This is a genomic window from Micromonospora sp. WMMD1102, from assembly GCF_029626265.1.
In the GTDB taxonomy this organism is placed as follows: Bacteria; Actinomycetota; Actinomycetes; order Mycobacteriales; family Micromonosporaceae; genus Plantactinospora.
The window spans coordinates 2,481,066-2,496,703 of record NZ_JARUBN010000001.1 but is presented as its reverse complement, the minus strand read 5'-3'; the positions used below and the strand labels follow the sequence as shown (position 1 = coordinate 2,496,703).

Here is a 15,638-nt window from a genome sequence, read left to right as displayed (position 1 = left end):
AGATGACCGACCGGACCGACCGGAGGATTCTTCCGGTCGGTCCGGACAGCGGCACAGCGTGGTCCGGCTCAGGACGCCAGGGTTCCCCCGGCCCGCCCCTCGTGCAGCGTCAGGTTGCGGCCGTTCGCCGGGTCGAACAGGTGGATCTTCTCCAGGTTGAACCAGATCCGCCGGTCCTCCCCCTCGGCGACGGTGGACTCCGCCGACAGCCGGGTCACCAGGTTGGCCCCGGTGCCGCCCAGGTCCTCGGCGCCCGCGTCGGCGGCGAGTTCCTCCAGCTCCGCCGCGCTGGCCCGCTCACCGGAAAGGGTGAGATAGACGTACTTGTCGGAGCCCATCGACTCGACGATCTCGACCGGCGCCTCGAACTCCATCCCCCGGCCCCGGGTCTGCTCGTCGACCAGACCGGCGTCCTCGAAGTGCTCCGGCCGGATGCCGAGGATCAGCTCCCGGGGGGCGTCCTCGGCCGCCAGTTCACGCCGGAGCCGGTCCCCGAGGGGTACGTCGCCGATCGCCGTCCGCAGCGTCTCCTCCTCGATCGCGGCGTGCAGGAAGTTCATCGACGGCGAGCCGATGAAACCGGCGACGAAGAGGTTGACCGGGTGGTCGTACAGCTCCTGGGGCGGGCCGACCTGCTGCACCGCGCCGCCCCGCATGATCACCACCCGGTCGCCGAGCGTCATCGCCTCGGTTTGGTCGTGCGTGACGTAGACGGTCGTGGTGCCGAGCTGCTTCTGCAACCGGGACACCACGGTACGCATCTGCACCCGCAGTTTCGCGTCGAGGTTGGACAGCGGCTCGTCCATCAGGAACGCCTTCGGGCTGCGGACGATCGCCCGGCCCATCGCCACCCGCTGCCGCTGCCCGCCGGAGAGGTTCGCCGGCTTGCGATCCAGCAGCGCGGTCAGCTCCAGCACCTTGGCCGCCTCGTCGACCTTCTGCTCGATCGTCGCCCTGTCCAGCTTGGCCAGCCGGAGCGGGAACGCCATGTTCTCCCGGACGGTCATGTTCGGATAGAGGGCGTACGACTGGAACACCATGGCGATGTCCCGGTCCCGGGGTGCCTTGTCGTTCACCCGCTCCCCCGCGATCCGCAGCTCGCCGGAGCTGATGTCCTCCAGCCCGGCGATCATGTTGAGCGTGGTCGACTTCCCACAGCCCGACGGGCCGACCAGGATCACGAACTCGCCGTCGGCGATCTCCAGGTCGACCTCCCGGACCGCGACCGTCCCGTCCGGAAAACTCTTGCTCACCTTGTCCAGCACGATGTCAGCCACTGCGACCTCACCCCTTGACGGCGCCGGACGTCAGGCCCGACACGATGCGACGCTGGAAGAACAGCACGAACAGAATGATGGGAATCGTGATCACCACGGCGGCGGCGCAGATCGCCCCGGTCGGGTCCTCGAACTGCGACTCCCCGGTGAAGAACGACAGCGCCACCGGCACCGTGCGGGACCGCTCGGTGGAGGTCAGCGAGATCGCGAAGAGGAAGTCGTTCCAGCAGAAGATGAAGACCAGGATCGCCGTGGTGAAGACCCCGGGCGCGGCCAGTGGCGCGATCACCCGGCGGAACGCCTGCCCCGAGGTGGCTCCGTCCATCTTGGCGGCCTTCTCCAGGTCCCAAGGGATCTGCTTGAAGAACGCCGACAGCGTGTAGATGGCCAGCGGCAGCGAGAACGTGATGTACGGCAGGATCAGCCCCGGCCAGGTGTCGAAGAGCCCGAGCGACCGCTCGATCTCGAACAGCGGCGAGACGAGCGAGACCTGCGGGAACATCGCGATCAGCAGGGAGACCCCGACCAGCAGCTTCTTGCCGGGGAAGTCCAGCCGGGCCACCGCGTACGCGGCCATGGTGCCGAGCACCACCGCGATGGTGGTGGCGATCAGGGCGATCCCGATCGAGTTGCCGAGCGCCCGGAGGAACTGGTTGGTGGAGAAGATCGTCCGGTAGTTGTCCAGGGTCCACTCCCGGGGGATGAAGTTCCCGTCGGTGAGCGTGCCGGTGGTCTTGAACGACAGCGACGCGATCCACAGCACCGGTACCAGTGCGAAGACCACCACCACCACGTCCAGCAGTCCCCACCGCCACTTCGCCCGCGCGGTGGTGTCGGAGGCGGCCATCAGCGTCCCCTTCCGTTCACGACCGCGGTGCTGTGCCGGGTCATCGGCGGCCTCCCTCGTCCGTGCTGCCCGGGGCAGCGGTGCCGAACAGCTTCACGAAGACGAACGCGATGATCGCCACGGCCAGGAAGATCAGCACCGACATGGTCGAGCCGATCCCGAGGTTGAGTCCGCGCATCAGGTTGTTGTAGGCGAGCATCGACACCGACGAGGTCTCGTTCGCACCGGCGGTCAACACGAAGATGTTGTCGAAGACCCGGAACGCGTCCAGGGTGCGGAACAGCAGCGCCACCAGGATCGCCGGCTTCATCACCGGCAGCATGACCTTGGTGAAGCGCTGCCAGGCGGTGGCGCCGTCCATCGAGGCCGCCTTGAGTAGGTCCTCCGGCACCAGGGCCAGCCCCGCCATCAGCAGCAGCGCCATGAACGGGGTGGTCTTCCAGATCTCCGCCAGCATGATGATCGCCAGCGCGCTGGCCCGTTCGGTCAGCGGCGCCCCCTCGCCGAAGAGCGTGGCCAGGTAGCCGGTGCCGGGCGTCCAGGCGTACCGCCAGGAGAAGGCCGCGACGACGGTGACGATGCCGTACGGGATCAGCGCCGAGGTGCGGACCAGCCCGCGCCCGACGATGGTCCGGTGCATCACGATGGCCAGGCCCATGCCCAGCACCAGTTCGACGGCGACCGTGACGACGGTGATCAGCATGGTCACCCCGAACGCGGTCCACCAGTAGTCGTTGGTCAGCACCGTGACGTAGTTGGACAGCCCGACGAATTCCCGCTCGTCCGGGAACTTGAGGTCGAACCGCTGCAACGACAGCCAGACGGAGTAGAGGATCGGATAGGCCGTCACCGCCAGCATCACCAGCGCGGCCGGGGCGCAGAGCAGCCAGCCCAGCCGGCGTTCGGCCCGCTTCCCCTCGCTGAGCGGCACCCGGTCACGCCGGCCGCGCCGGGGCGCCGGCACCGGGCCGGCAGCAGCGGCCCGCTCCGCGGCGGTCTGGGACTCGGTGTCCGTACTCACGGCAGCACCCCCTTGGAATCGAGCGCGTCCTGGGTCGCCTCGCGCATCCGGTCCGCGGTCTTCTCCGGGTCGATCGCCGACGGCGGCGAGAGCGTCGCCGACAGCACGGTCGAGATGTTCTGGTACGCCGGGCTGCGCGGCCGGGTCGCCGGATCCTTCAACTCCTCGAGGATGGTGTCCCGCATCGGGTACGCCTCGGCCATCTCCGGCTCGGCGTAGACGCTCTCGATGGTCGGCGGCACCCCGTCGTTGATCGCGGAGAACTTCTGGTGCTCGGCGTCGCGCAGGCAGGCGGCGGCGGCGAACGACTCGTCGGGGTGCTCGGAGTAGCTGCTGATTCCCAGGTTGAAGCCGCCGATCGTCACCTTGCCCGGGACGCCCGGCCGCACGCCCGGGAAGCGGGCCCACTTGACCTTCTTCGCCAGTTCCGGGTCGGCCTCCTGCATGGCCGGGTAGACGAACGGCCAGTTGAGCTGGAAGGCGCCCGCCCCGGACTGGAAGTCGAGCCGGGCCTGGTCCTCGATCGTGTTGGAGAACGACGAGGTGGTGACCCCGGCGGTGGCGAAGTCGCGCAGCACCTCCAGGGCCCGTACGGCGCCCTCGTCGAAGACCGCCTTGCTGCCGTCGTCGTTGATGATCTGGCCGCCGGCACTGGCCACCAGCGTGTTGTAGAGGACGACCAGCCCCTCGTACTGGGCACCCATCGTGATCACCCGGTACGGCTGGCCCCGGTCCCGCAGCTGTTGCGCCATCCGGGTCATCTCGTCCCAGGTCTGCGGCGGCTGCCGCACCAGGTCGGAGCGGTACCAGAGCAGTTGCACGTTCGTGTTCTTCGGGGCGGCGTAGAGCTTGCCCTCGTAGCGGGCGGTCTCCAGCGGACCGGCCAGGGTGCCCCGCTCGACCTCGGCCTGACGCTCGCCGGTCCACTCCAGCAGCCAGCCGGCGCTGGCGAACTCCTGGGTCCAGGTCACGTCCAGACCCAGGATGTCCATCCCCGAGTCCTCGGCGGCGAGTCGCCGGACCAGCTGCACCCGCTGGTCGTCGGCGGCCCGGGGCAGCACCCGGTACGCGATCCGGTACCGGCCGCCCGCCTTGGCGTTGCAGCTGTCGACCACCTTCTGGATGTTCTGCTCGGTGGTGTAGTAGAGGTTGATGGTCGGCACGCCGCCGTCGTCGCCGGAGCCGCAGGCGGCGAGTGGCGCCAGCAGGGTCAGCCCGGCCAGGGCCGCCGCCAGCCGGAACCGACGCCGCCGCCCGGCGCCGCCGCGTCCGGGTCCGGTCCCGTCGTTGTGCTCACGGCCCGGCTGACCGGACCGCTTCCGGGCTGGCCGATCGGGCTCAGTCATGCCGGCCTCCCGCCCTCCTCGGCGTTCCGCCCACGTCGGCATCCGCCGATTTCGACCTTCGGTGGCTCCCCGCCGACCACGTTTCACGCGCCTGGTGACCGTTCATCGCGCCGCCCTCCCTCTCCACGATGGGCCGGGGCGAGGCCGTCCCGGCACACGGCGAAAGCACCTCGTCTCCAGCCACAGGCGAACCGCCGGACCAGGCGTAGGTGTCGGATTACCCCCACTGCCCAGGCGTCCAGCGCCCGAAACATCGACGAAACCCGGTGCCCGCCGGCTCCGCCCCGTGCAAGGAAGGGCCCCTTCTTATCGCTTTTTGTATAAGAAGGGGCCCTTCCTTGCATCTCGGCGCGGCTGGCAGCAGGGGCGATTCCTGGTCCAAAGTGGTGTTCCCGCTGGCCGTCGCCTCGGCTACCGTGGGTGCTGCCTCCGGCGCCAGCCTGTCGCCGTCGACGCCGACACGCTCTCACCGGGCCGGCAGCGCGCCCGACCCGGCGCGTCCCGGCCCGGACCGACCCGAGCGGCAGGCTCCGACAGGTGAAACGCGCCCCGTCAACGCGATCCTCCGGCAGGATCGTCTGCAAGAGGAGGTGCCGACGTGCGGAACACCCGGGAACGCACCCTGTCCTTCGAGGTCAGCGGGCCACCGCCGGTCAGGACCGAGGCACTGTCGATCTTCGCCGCCGGGCACCGGCAGGCCGCCCGGGTCCGTACCCTGCTCCAGGCCGCCTGCGCGGCATCGCAGCGCACCGGCTGGACCGCGTTGACCGAGCCGGTCGCGCTGGAGATCGTGCTCCGCTGCCCGCCGGGCCGCCGGACCTCCGACGCGGCGACCCTGATCGGCGGGATCGCCGCCGTGCTCCAGGACAAGAAGCGGGCCGCCGACATCGGCCTGGCCCACCTCGGGGTACTCGCCGACGTCGCGCTCTACGTGGACGACCGGCAGGTCCAGCAGGTCTCCTACCGGGAGGAGCCGGCGGAGGAGATGTCCTACCAGGTGCGGGTGACCAGCCTGCCGCCACCGGTCTGAAGCCGGGCGCCGGGCGCCGGACCCGACCCGGACGACAGCGGAACCGCCACCGGTACGCCGGATCCGGTTTGGCCGTCGCCCACCGCTGGGTACGCGGTCGGCGACCGACGGGTGACGGGGACCGGCGGGCAACGGCACCGGCGACGAAGGGAGCGGTCATGTCGGAGCCACACGTCACGCTCGACCCCACCGGTCTGGCCCCGGAGCGGCGGCATCTGCGCGGTCCGCTGGAGGAGCAACTCACCTCCGCGCTGCGCGCCGCCACCGACCGGGTCCGGGCGGAGTACGCCGGCGAGCCGGTCGAGCAGGTCTGCCAGCGGCTGCTCGACGAGACCCGGGCGGGGCTGCATCCCGACATCGCCGAGGGCTTCACCCCGGACATGGACGAGTTCTGCCGGGTGGCCGTGGCGATCGTCCGGCAGGATCCCGCCGGATCCGGCTGAGCCGACCCGGTCCGTTGTCCGTCCGGCGGCCGCAGCCCGGAGCCACCGCCCGGACCGGCAAGATCGACGGCTGTCGGCGTACGGACATTGGCCGGGGGCGTCCGGCCTCCGTACACTCAGTGCGCCGTTACGGCCGACCGTGCGCGTCCCGCGTCCCCTGCACCGGATCCGGTCGATCTCTACGGGAGGCCCAGTGCCCGCACTGCCGTCCAGCGTGCCCGCCGCGGTGCTCGACACCACCTCCACCGCCCTGCTTACCGCCGCCGAGAACGGCGAGGTGACCTGGTACAACCGGGCGGCCCAGCGGCTCGGCCAGTTGATCGGCGCGGACATCGGCTCGCTGCCGTTCCGGGCCGCCACCCCGGACGGGCCGCCGGTCGAGCTGCGCTGCCCGACCGCCGACGGCGCGGTACGGCACCTGCGGGTGACCTGCCGACGGCTGCCACCCCCTCGGCGCACCGACCGCGTGCCGGACGACCAACTGGTGTACGAGCTGGCCGACGTCACCGAGCAGCGCGCCGACCGGCGCCGGGCCGACGACTACGCCTGGCGGCTGTCCCACATCGAGCAGCTGGCCCGGGTCGGCACCTGGGAGTGGCACCTCCCCTCCGACCAGGTGGTGTGGTCACCCACCCTGAAGGCGATGCTCGGGCTGGCCCCGGAGACCGCGCTCGACTATCCGACCTACCGGACGCTGATCCACCCGGACGACGTCGCGATGATCGAGGCGACGTTGGACCGGGCGATCCGGGAGGCCGACTCGTTCACCTACACGCACCGGATGTACCAGGCGAACAGCCGGCAGATGCGCATCCTGGAGTGCTACGGCGAGGTCTTCACCGACGAGTCCGGCCGTCCGCTGCGGATGCTCGGCACCGCGCACGACATCACCGAGATCCGGCAGGTGCAGGACGAGCTGGCATACCTGGCCGAGCACGATCCACTGACCGGGCTGCCGAACCGGCGGGCGCTGACCGCGAGGCTGAGCCAGCTCACCGGCACCGACGGCCGGACGGCGGCGGCGCTGCTCCTGATCGACATCGACAACTTCAAGGACATCAACGACCTGCGCGGGCACGCGATCGGCGACGAGGTGCTCCGGCTGCTGGCCCGGCTGCTCCCCGACCACCTGCCCGCCGAGGCGGTGCTCGGCCGGCTGGGCGGGGACGAGTTCGCCGTGCTGCTGCCCTGCTGCGACGCCGACCGGGCACTCGCGATCGGGGCCGGGCTCTGCGACCTGGTCGCGCATACCCCGCTGGCGGTGCGCGGCGAGCCGTTGCGGGTGACCCTGAGCATCGGCGCCGCACCGCTGGACACCGCCGACGACGACACCCTGCTGCTCGCCCACGCCGACCTCGCGCTCTACCAGGCCAAGGGCGAGGGTCGCAACCGGGCCCGGCTCTTCGCGCCGGAGCAGCAGCGCCAGGCGGCCCACCGGGTCGACCTGGTTTCCCGGGTACGCCGCGCGCTGGACACCGGCCAGCTGCAACTCGACGCCCAGCCGATCATCGACCTCGCCGACGAGCGGGTGCGCAGCTACGAGCTGCTCATGCGGGTACGCGACGACCAGCACCGGCAGATCGGGCCCGGTGACTTCCTGCCGGCACTGGAACGCGGCGACATGATCTACGAACTGGACCGCTGGGTGGTGGAGACCGCGACCGCGGCCCTCGCGTCGGCCCGGGCCGCCCAGGTGGAACTGCGGCTGGACGTGAACATCTCCAGCCGCTCGTTGGAGGACCCGAGTTTCGGTGACTGGGTGGTCGGCACGCTGGCCGCCGCGGGCGTACCGGCGACCCAGCTCGGCCTGGAGATCACCGAGACCACCGCCATCGCCAACCTGGCCGCGGCCCGGCGGCTGGCCTCCACGCTCACCTCGGCCGGTTGCCGGTTCAGCCTGGACGACTTCGGCGCCGGATACGGCTCCTTCGTCTATCTCAAGCACCTGCCGTTCAGCGCGGTGAAGATCGCGGGTGAGTTCGTCCGCCAGGCCGACCACGGCGGCTCCGACCCGATCCTGATCGACGCGGTGGTCCGCGCCGCGCACGGGCTCGGGATGCGGACCGTCGCCGAACACATCGACCGGCCCGAGCTGGTACCGGTACTGCGGCAACTCGGCGTCGACCGGGGCCAGGGCTACCACCTGGGCCGCCCCGAGCCGCTGCACCAACTGATGGCCCGGACCCTCACCCGGGGCGGGGTCTCCGCGACCAGCCGCTGACCGGGACCCGGCAGGTCAGGAACCGGCGAGCGCCACCACCTCGTCGGCACAGCCCCAGCTCAGGGTGACCCCGGCGCCGCCGTGCCCGTAGTTGTGGACCAGCCGGGCCGGACCCGCCGAGCCGGACGTCTCCTCGGCCAGCCGGGCCCCACCGGTCCGGCCCGGCCGCAACCCGGCGAGCCGCCCGAGCACCGGCGCCCCGGCCAGCTCCGGCACCAGCGCGACGCACCGGGCCAGGATCGCCGCCGCGGCGCCGTCGTCCGGCCCGGTCTCGGTCCGGTACGGCTCGAAGGTGCCGCCGAGCACCACGTCCCGGCCGCGCGGGTGTACGTAGGTGATGCCGGCCGGGTTCGCCTCGTCGCGTACCGAGGTGGTCAGGCCGGGGTTCTCGACGAGCACGATCCGGCCCCGGACCGGGTGCACCGCCGGGTCGTCGGCGAGCTTGCCGGCGGCCAGCCCGGTCGCGTTCACCACCAGCGGTGGGCGCCGCGCCGAGGGCCACATTCCGGCCGCGATCCCGGGTACGTCGGCGAGCCGGTCCACCCGGTGCCGGCGTACCGGCACGTCGAGCCGGGACAGCCGGTCGACCAGCCAGTCCAGGTACGGCCCCATCTCGACGGTCGGCACGGTGAACCGCCACTGGCCGGCGTACCCGTCCGGGGGCGGGGCGGGGCGGAAGTCGGGGACCGCCGGGGCCCACCACGGGTCGGCGGTCCCCGGCTCGCGCAGCAGCATCCGGGTCGGCCGCATCACCACCCCGGGTACCTGCTGGCGGGCCTGCCCGGCGAAGACCTCGAAGGTGCGCCGGGCCCAGCCCAGCACCCGGGGGTCGGCACTGGTCCGGGTCGGGTACCAGACGGCGGCGGCGATCCGGGAGACCGTGTCGACCGGTTCGTCGGCGGTCAGCACTGTCACCCGGGCACCGGCCTCGGCCAGCCGCACCGCGCTGGTCAGTCCGACCACCCCGGCACCAACCACCACGACGTCACGCATCCGTCAAGCGTGCCGGTCGACCCGGCCGGGCGTCCAGCACGACGGTCGCGAACCCCGCGGCGGGTGGGAGAGGCAGGATGCCGGGGAGGGCCGGGCAGCGGGTTCACCGACTTCGTCGGGGCGGCGGGTCGGCGGCGGCCGGTCCCGGCGATCGGCGCGACGGCGGGGAACCCGTCGCCGACGCCAGGCGGGACCTGGTGCGGGCCGGTGCTGCCGGAGGCAGCGTCGCGATGATGTCGGCGAGCGAGACGCCGGCAAGGCTGCGCCGCCACGCGTCGTGTGCCTCGGCCATCTTCTGGGCGAGCACGCAGGTGTTGCGGCACTCCTCTGGAGCGAGTGCTCCCAGTCCCTGCTGGCGGATCTCGCGGCACTCGTACGGCGGGGAGGTGCCGTCGACCGCCTCCACGATCCGCAGCAGTGTGATCTCGGCCGCCGGTCGGGCGAGCCGGAACCCGCCGCGTGGACCGGTCGTCGCGACCAGCACGCCGGCCTTGACGAGTCCTTGCAGTTGCTTGGCCAGGTAGGCCGCCGGGATGTCGTAGTACTGCGCGAGCTGCGCCGCCGACGCGGTGGCTCCGGGATCGAGCTGCGCCAGCGTCGCGGCGCAGTGCAACAGCCATTCGGTGCTCACCGGCAACTTCACCGGGCCAGCCTATCGCGGATATTGCGGACCTGCAAAGTCCGTAATAATGTCGGCCGGTAGCGAACGAGAGGAAGGACCGTCATGCGAATCGCAGTCGCCGGGGCGACCGGGAACATCGGCGCCCGCACCGTCGCCGCCCTCGAACGGGCCGGGCAGGAGGTGGTGCGCATCAGCCGCGCGCAGGGCGTGGATCTGTCGATTGGAGAAGGACTCGAGCGCGCCCTCACCGGCGTCGACACGGTCGTCGACGTCAGCAACGGGCCGGCCACCGACCGGGCCGAGGCGGTGGACTTCTTCGGCACCGCCACCCGGAACCTGCTCGCCGCCGGGGAGCGGGCCGGCGTCCGGCACCACGTCCTGCTCTCGATCGTGGGGATCGACCGGGTCGAGGGCAACGCGCACTACGCCGGCAAGCGCGAGCAGGAGCGCCTGGTGGCCGCCGGCCCACTGCCCTGGACTATCGTCCCGGCCACCCAGTTCCACGACTTCGCCGCGATGGTCGCCGGTTGGACCGAGCGGGACGGCGTCGCGACGATCGCACCGCTGCTCGTGCAGCCGATCGCACCCGCGGACGTCGCCGACGTCCTCGCCGAGATCGCGGTGGGCGAGCCACGGGGCCGCCACCCCGACGTCGCCGGCCCGGAACCGCAGGACCTCGTCGACATGGCACGACGCACCAACGAGGCGCGCGGCCACCGGGTGAGGCTCGTACCGACCTGGTCCGGGCTCTTCGGCCCGGCGATGGCCGGCACCGTACTGCTGCCCGGCGAAGGCGCCCGCATCACGCCGACCACCTTCGACGAGTGGCTCGCGGAACAGCGCCAGGACCACACGTCAGACCGGCACGCCGACGCCGAACCACACCCGACATCCGGACCGGCGGCGCGCTGAGGACCCGGGCCCGAGCCGGCCGAAGAGGCGGCGCCTCCGCGCCGGCCGTCAATGCCCCGGCGCCGCCTGGGCCGGGGTGGCGACGGCCGTCTCGTACCTGAGCAGGGTGTCGACGAACGTCCGTTGTTGGGCCGGGGTCAGCGGCGCGAGGGCGCGTCGCCAGGCCTGCGCACCGGGAGACAGCCACTGCGCGATGGCGGGACGGCTCTCCGGGCTGATGTCGACGATGCGGCGACGACGGTCGGCGTCGTCCTCGCGTCGCACCAGGACCCCTTTGCGGCTCAGATCGCGGCCGCGAGACCGCACTGATCCGGAAGCTGACCGACGCGGTCGTCACCGTCTACGGCGAGTGGGCCCGGAGCATCACGGTCGTGCGGTTGATCGGCGTGCCGCCGAACCGCTGGGGCATCGGCGGCACGCCGGCCCGGGCGCCGTCGCCGAGCGTCACGTTCGGCATCAGGGAGGCCGCGTTCAGCCGACCCGACGCCGACGAGATCGTCGCCCGGCTCGTCACCGGGGTCACGGACGCCGTCGTCGGCGTCTTCGGGGAACGCGTCCGCGCCGGCCTCACGGTCGAACTCGTGGGCACTCCGGACGGGCGCACCGGAGTCGGTGGAGTGGTGGTCACCGCGTAGCGGCTACGACCAGATGCCGGAGCGGACCGGGCGTCGGAGCGGACCGGACGCCCGAGCGGACTTAGGCACCCGAGCGGACCAGGCGCCGGAGCGCCCGGACGTCGGAGCGCACGAGGGGGCGTCAGGAGTGGCGGACGTCCAGCGCGACCACGTACCGGCCGCCGGTCCGGGTCAGTTCCAGGGAACGGACCGGCAGCGCCTGGTCGCTGTCTGGTGCGACCCGCAACCCCAGGCCGTAGGTCAGGTAGCCCTCGAAGTCGCCGCCGAAGGCGTACCCGCGCAGGGTGGCGAAGCCGAGTTCCGGCCGGGGTGCGGTGGTGACCGAGGAGCGGCCCCGCTCGTCGTGTGCCTGCGCCTGGACGAACCGGATCCGGAGGAAGGCGTTGCCCGGCAACCGGAGTGGCTCGCCGGTCCCCTCGGCGGGGATCCGGCCCAGGTAGGCGAGCTCGTAGGAGGGGAAGCCGCCCCGGAAGGTGAACGAGATCCGGCTGTACCCGGGGCGCCCCTCCGGATGGTCCGCCGCCCGGATCTCCACCAGGTACGGCAGCGGCGGCGCGGGAGGCGGCGCCACCGGTGGGCGTACCCGGTGCCGGACCAGTACGGGCTCGGCCGGTACACCCCAGCCGTACGCCGTCCGGAACGAGGTGACCTCCTCCCCGCCGGTCGGGCGGGCGGGTCGGCTCGGGGTACCCGTATCGGGGCCGGGATCGCCCGGGACCGGGACGGAGCCGGACGGACCCGAGGTCGCCTCGGACAGGCGGTCCGGGGCGGTGCCGGGGCGGGGTGCGGAATCGCAGCCGGTCAGCCCGACGAGCAGCAGTACGGCGACGAGTGTCAGACGGTGCGCTCTCATGTGGTGGGGACGCGCGAGCGGCGCAGCCGGTTTACCGGGCCCGACCAGCGAAACAACGGGTCCGCGGATCGCCGCCTCGAGGCGGCCCCGCACTCGATACCTCCCGCAGGGTAGCGGTTATCTCACTCCACGTCCATAGAGGAAGACCCCTAAAGTTCGCCGGAACCCCGTAAGTAATTAAAGTCCCGTGACGAGGGATCAATGAGGGTTTCTGCGCATGAAAGGTACGACTATCCTCAGGAGTGTGCAGGAAGAATCGGACCGCGAACTCAGCGCCTCCACCCGGACCCACCGCTACGTCGTGGTGTCCGAGGTGGTCGTCGAGGTGGAGAACGACTACCGGCTTCGGGCCGCGGCCCTGGCCAAGCTGGATGAGGTGGCGTCCAGCACCCCCGAGGGGCTTGAGCGGATGCGCAGCCGCATCGAGGGCGACACCGCCGTGGCGCTCGACTTCCTCACCGATCCCGTCGCGGCCGTCGCCGCCGCCGACGGCATCCGGGCGCACGGCCACGGCATCCGGGTGCGCCGATACCTGCCCCGGGACGACGGTGCCGGCGACCCTGGCGACGAGCGCCGGTGACGTCCCGCCCCGGACTCCCCGGCGGTGCGGCCACCGACCGGTTGACCGGGGCGACGGGACGCCGGACGGCGCGGCCGAGCGTCAGCGTCAGCGGGGCATGACCCGCTCGACCAGCAGCGGCACCAGCCGGTCCGCCTGGTCGTCCAGATAGAAGTGACCGCCGGGCAGCGAGTGCACGTCCAGCCCGGCGGTGGTGTGCACCACCCAGCGCCGGGCGTCGGCGGCGGTGAAGGTGTGGTCGCGGTCCCCGACGATGGCGGTGATCGGGCAGTTCAACGGCTCGCCGCCGGCATAGCGATAGGTCTCGATCAACCGCAGGTCACCCCGGACCATCGGCAGGGTCAACTGCCGGATCTCGTCGATCTCCAACATCTCCACCCCGCTGCCGCCGAGTTCCCGGATGTACGCCACCACCCCGTCGTCGTCGCGCAGGTGCACTCCCAGCGAGCTCCGGGCCGAGGGGGCCGGGCCGGCCGAGGCGAAGAGTCGGCGCACCGTCACCGGCTCGCCGCCGCGCAACCGGCGGGCCACCTCGAAGGCGACCACCGCACCCATGCTGTGCCCGAAGAACACCACCGGCCCGGTCAGCTCCCGCTCGACCGCCCCGACGATCTCGTCGGCCAGCAGCGTCATGTCGTCGATGACCGGTTCGCCGTACCGGTTCTGCCGGCCCGGGTACTGCACCGCGAGCACCTCGATCGTGTCGGGGACGAGTTCGGCGAAGCGCCGGTACCCGGCCGCCCCGCCACCGGCGTGCGGAAAGCAGATCAGCCGGACCGTGGCCCGGGGCGCGGCCGCGAAGCGGAGGAACCAGTCGGTCGTGACCCTGCCGTACCTGCTGCTCACCGGCGCAGCCCTTTCCCTCGGTGGAATGTCCCGTGTGGACGATGCCGGGCGGTCACCCGTTCTCCTTGCCGGCCGGACCAGGACGGCTGCCGAACGTGCGGTCCAGCGCCGCGTACCGCTCGTCGGCCGTCTCCTCGTCGGCGGCCTGTTCCATCGCCAGCGCCCGGACCAGGTCGTGGAAGAAGTACCGGGGCTGGCTCGACCCGTCGACCTGTGCGACGTCCAACAGCCGGGCGTCGACGAGTTGCTCCAGCAGCTCCCGCGCCGTGGCGAGGGTGACGTCGAGCAGCACCGCGGCGGTCCAGATGGCGAACCGGGGCGCGTCCAGCAGGGCCAGCAGCCGGAAGGCACGCCGGGCGGACTCGCCGAGCCCCTGGAGGCTCAGCGCCACACTGGCCCGCACCTCCAGGTCGCCGATCCGGAGTTCGTCGAGCCGGCGACGCTGACTGGAGAGCCGGTCGGCGAGCCGGGCCAGCCGCCAGTGCGGCTTCGCGGTGAGCCGGGCACCCGCGATCCGTACCCCGAGCGGCAGGTGACCGCAGAGTTCGACGATGCGTACCGCGGACTCCGGCTCGGCGGCCACCCGGGCGGCACCGACGATCTTGGAGAGCAACTCCAGCGCCTGCCGGTGTTCGAGCACGTCCAGGTCGATCAGGGGTACGCCCTCCAGCGCCGCCAGCCGGGCCCGGCTGGTCACCATCGCCGCACAGCTGGGGCTCTCCGGCAGCAGTGGGCGTACCTGCTGTTCGCTGGCGGCGTTGTCGAGCAGCACCAGGACCCGCCGGCCGGCCAGCCGGCTCTGGTAGAGCTGGACCCGCTCGGCCAGCGACGGCGGGATCTCCGACACCGCCACCCCGAGCGCCCGCAGGGTGGTGCCGAGCAGGTCGACGGGATCGGCCGGCTGCGGCCCGGCGCCCCGCAGGTCCAGGTAGATCTGCCCGTCCGGGTACGACGACCGGAGCAGGTGTCCGACGTGGATCGCCAGGGCCGTCTTGCCCAGCCCGGCCATCCCGCCGATCACGCAGGCGAGCCGCCGCCCGCCGTTGTCCGCCCGGGTGCGCAGCAGCGCGACCACCTGGGCGGCCTCCCGGTCCCGGCCGGTGAAGTCGGCCACGTCCGGCGGAAGCCGGGCCGGCAGCGGCTCGGCCGAGACGGGCCGGACGCTGACCCGGGCCTCCGGGGCCGGGAGCGTGAGCGTCGCCTCCGCGGCCAGGATCGACTTGTGCAGGTCCTGTAGCTCCCGACCCGGGTCGATACCGAGTTCCTCGGCGAGCAGCCGCCGGTAGTCCTGGTAGCTGGCGAGCGCGTCCGCCTGCCGGCCGCAGCGGTAGAGGGTCAGCATGAGCTGGCCGCGCAACTGCTCACGCAGCGGGTCCGCGGCGACCAGGCCGGTCAGTTCGACGACCAGCCGACCGTGCTGGCCGAGCGCGAGTTCGGCCTCGATCCGGTCGCCGAGCGCGGCCAACCGCGCCTCCTCCAGCCGGGGCCGCTCGGCGTCGTTGAGGAACTCGGTGACCCCGGCGAGGGCGGGACCGCGCCACAGCGCCAGCGCGGCGCGCAGCGCCTCGGCGGCCTCGGCCGGCCGCCGGGACGCGAGGGCGTCCCGACCGCGCGCCGCCAGCTCCTCGAACCGGACCAGGTCGAATCGCTGGGGCGCGACCCGCAGCACGTAGCCGGGACGCTGCCGGACGATCTCGGCGTCCGGGGCGAGCTTGGCGCGCAGCCGGGAGACGTACGTCTGGATCTGCGCCGCCGCGGTGACCGGCGGGTCGTCGCCCCAGAGTACGACGGCGAGCCGCGAGTCGGAGACCACCCGCCCCCGGGCGAGTAGCAGTACGGCGAGCACGGTGCGTACCTTCGACGCGCTCAGCTCGACCACACCGGTCGGGTCGACCACCTCGACCGAGCCGAGGATCCGGAACTCCAGCTCCCCGGACCGGGGGTGGCCGGCCAGGCCCGCCTCGGGGTTGTCGGCCGGCGCCGGAGTCGACGGGATCGTGCTCATCAGCACC

Annotated in this window: 16 protein-coding genes and 1 pseudogene; 7 read left to right on the top strand and 10 right to left on the bottom strand. The window is 72.3% G+C overall.

The window, feature by feature from the left end; translation table 11 throughout:
* Positions 1-68: 68 nt before the first annotated feature.
* The 4 genes from ugpC to O7626_RS11070 are packed head-to-tail and all read right to left on the bottom strand — an operon-like array spanning position 69 to position 4,491.
* A complete protein-coding gene (gene ugpC / locus O7626_RS11085) occupies positions 69-1,277 on the bottom strand; it encodes a sn-glycerol-3-phosphate ABC transporter ATP-binding protein UgpC (protein ID WP_278061077.1) in 1,209 nt (402 codons plus the stop codon).
* A 7-nt stretch (positions 1,278-1,284) separates the two neighbouring features.
* Positions 1,285-2,124, bottom strand: coding sequence for a carbohydrate ABC transporter permease (locus O7626_RS11080; RefSeq protein WP_278061076.1), 840 nt, complete (start codon positions 2,122-2,124; stop codon positions 1,285-1,287).
* A gap of 40 nt (positions 2,125-2,164) precedes the next feature.
* Complete coding sequence (locus O7626_RS11075) at positions 2,165-3,088, bottom strand: sugar ABC transporter permease (RefSeq protein WP_347404856.1); 924 nt, start codon at positions 3,086-3,088, stop codon at positions 2,165-2,167.
* 53 nt (positions 3,089-3,141) lie between these two features.
* Positions 3,142-4,491, bottom strand: a complete 1,350-nt coding sequence (locus tag O7626_RS11070) for an ABC transporter substrate-binding protein (protein WP_278061074.1) — start codon at positions 4,489-4,491, stop codon at positions 3,142-3,144.
* Positions 4,492-5,089: 598 nt separating this feature from the next.
* On the opposite strand from O7626_RS11070, the gene O7626_RS11065 reads away from it, so the two are divergent.
* From O7626_RS11065 to O7626_RS11055, 3 genes are all read left to right on the top strand, one after another.
* Entirely contained in the window at positions 5,090-5,521 is a 432-nt protein-coding gene (locus O7626_RS11065) for a hypothetical protein (protein ID WP_278061073.1), read from the top strand.
* Between the two features lie 158 nt (positions 5,522-5,679).
* Positions 5,680-5,964, top strand: a complete 285-nt coding sequence (locus O7626_RS11060; RefSeq protein WP_278061072.1) for a hypothetical protein — start codon at positions 5,680-5,682, stop codon at positions 5,962-5,964.
* A 193-nt stretch (positions 5,965-6,157) separates the two neighbouring features.
* Positions 6,158-8,185, top strand: coding sequence for an EAL domain-containing protein (locus tag O7626_RS11055; protein ID WP_278061071.1), 2,028 nt, complete (start codon positions 6,158-6,160; stop codon positions 8,183-8,185).
* Between the two features lie 15 nt (positions 8,186-8,200).
* Here O7626_RS11055 and O7626_RS11050 read toward each other — a convergent pair whose 3' ends face one another.
* Together O7626_RS11050 and O7626_RS11045 are read right to left on the bottom strand one after the other, a co-directional pair.
* Positions 8,201-9,178: an FAD-dependent oxidoreductase gene (locus tag O7626_RS11050; RefSeq protein WP_278061070.1), complete on the bottom strand. Its 978-nt coding sequence runs from the start codon at positions 9,176-9,178 to the stop codon at positions 8,201-8,203.
* Positions 9,179-9,281: 103 nt separating this feature from the next.
* The gene (locus O7626_RS11045; RefSeq protein ID WP_278061069.1) at positions 9,282-9,821 is read right to left on the bottom strand and encodes an Rrf2 family transcriptional regulator; all 540 of its coding nucleotides are present in this window, start codon (positions 9,819-9,821) and stop codon (positions 9,282-9,284) included.
* Positions 9,822-9,902: 81 nt separating this feature from the next.
* On the opposite strand from O7626_RS11045, the gene O7626_RS11040 reads away from it, so the two are divergent.
* Positions 9,903-10,712: an NAD(P)H-binding protein gene (locus O7626_RS11040; protein WP_278061068.1), complete on the top strand. Its 810-nt coding sequence runs from the start codon at positions 9,903-9,905 to the stop codon at positions 10,710-10,712.
* A 48-nt stretch (positions 10,713-10,760) separates the two neighbouring features.
* Here the strand turns inward: O7626_RS11040 and O7626_RS11035 are convergent, their stop codons facing one another.
* Positions 10,761-10,976 (bottom strand): hypothetical protein, encoded by a 216-nt coding sequence (locus O7626_RS11035; protein ID WP_278061067.1) that lies wholly within the window; start codon positions 10,974-10,976, stop codon positions 10,761-10,763.
* 41 nt (positions 10,977-11,017) lie between these two features.
* On the opposite strand from O7626_RS11035, the pseudogene O7626_RS11030 reads away from it, so the two are divergent.
* Positions 11,018-11,074 (top strand): annotated as a pseudogene (locus O7626_RS11030) (hypothetical protein); the annotation flags it as partial.
* Between the two features lie 9 nt (positions 11,075-11,083).
* Entirely contained in the window at positions 11,084-11,347 is a 264-nt protein-coding gene (locus O7626_RS11025) for a hypothetical protein (protein ID WP_278061066.1), read from the top strand.
* A 121-nt stretch (positions 11,348-11,468) separates the two neighbouring features.
* Here O7626_RS11025 and O7626_RS11020 read toward each other — a convergent pair whose 3' ends face one another.
* Entirely contained in the window at positions 11,469-12,200 is a 732-nt protein-coding gene (locus O7626_RS11020) for a hypothetical protein (protein WP_278061065.1), read from the bottom strand.
* A 244-nt stretch (positions 12,201-12,444) separates the two neighbouring features.
* Here O7626_RS11020 and O7626_RS11015 point away from each other — a divergent pair, with 244 nt between their 5' ends.
* Positions 12,445-12,780, top strand: coding sequence for a hypothetical protein (locus O7626_RS11015; RefSeq protein WP_278061064.1), 336 nt, complete (start codon positions 12,445-12,447; stop codon positions 12,778-12,780).
* A gap of 87 nt (positions 12,781-12,867) precedes the next feature.
* Here O7626_RS11015 and O7626_RS11010 read toward each other — a convergent pair whose 3' ends face one another.
* Together O7626_RS11010 and O7626_RS11005 are read right to left on the bottom strand one after the other, a co-directional pair.
* A complete protein-coding gene (locus O7626_RS11010; RefSeq protein WP_278061063.1) occupies positions 12,868-13,626 on the bottom strand; it encodes an alpha/beta fold hydrolase in 759 nt (252 codons plus the stop codon).
* Between the two features lie 52 nt (positions 13,627-13,678).
* Positions 13,679-15,631, bottom strand: coding sequence for an AfsR/SARP family transcriptional regulator (locus O7626_RS11005; protein ID WP_278061062.1), 1,953 nt, complete (start codon positions 15,629-15,631; stop codon positions 13,679-13,681).
* Positions 15,632-15,638: the final 7 nt, after the last annotated feature.